Genomic DNA, 765 nt, shown 5'->3' on the forward strand with positions numbered 1-765 from the left:
CTTGCGTCCACCGAGACTGACCGCGAGAAAACTGATTAAGGTGCCTGCTATCATCGCCAGCAGAGCAATGGCGAAGGCAAACAGCAGCGTTAAGCGCGTGCCGTACAGCAGACGGGAAAAGAGATCGCGCCCAAGATTATCGGTACCCAGCCAGTGCTGAGCGCTCATCGGTTGCCACAGATCGCCAGTAATCGCCGACCCGTCATACGGTGCCAGCCAGGGGGCAATCAGTGCCGCCGTCAGTAACAGGGCGAGCACAAAGATCGCTATCACCGTGCCCGGCAGTGAGCCTGGCGTCTTCATCGTGGATACCTCAGGCGGGGATTGGTGAAAAGGACAATGCCATCCACCAGTAAGTTGATCACAATATAAAGGCTGGCAAAGACCAGGCCACAGGCCTGTACCACCGGGATATCGCGTACCGTTACCGCATCGACCATATATTGGCCCATGCCGGGATAGACGAAGATCACCTCAACAATCATGGCACCGACAATCAGTGCGGCCAGATTGATAGCAATCACCGTCACCACCGGCGCAATGGCATTGGGGGCGGCGTGCTTCAGCAGAATGCGCAGAGGAGCAAGCCCCTTGAGCCGAGCCGTCTCCATCCACGGTGTATCGGTTAACTGCAACAGCGCGCTGCGCGTCGACCTTAACAGATGAGCCAGCACCGACAGCGCCAGCGTGCACATCGGCAGGATCATGGCGGAAAATCGCTGAGAAAAGGTCATATCATCGTAAAGCGTTGAAGGGAATGTAGTC

At 56.9% G+C, this 765-nt stretch carries 1 protein-coding gene and 1 pseudogene; both read right to left on the reverse strand.

Annotated features, from left to right (window positions below; genetic code table 11):
• A pseudogene (locus tag WH277_RS02610) lies at positions 1 to 303 on the reverse strand (ABC transporter permease); the annotation flags it as partial.
• Positions 300 to 765 (reverse strand): ABC transporter permease (locus WH277_RS02615; RefSeq protein WP_339504245.1); only part of this gene is annotated, 466 nt, incomplete at its 5' end. The pseudogene WH277_RS02610 and the gene WH277_RS02615, both read right to left, overlap by 4 nt.

The sequence above is a fragment of the Erwinia sp. MYb416 genome (assembly GCF_037479575.1).
Taxonomy (GTDB): Bacteria; Pseudomonadota; Gammaproteobacteria; order Enterobacterales; family Enterobacteriaceae; genus Erwinia; species Erwinia rhapontici.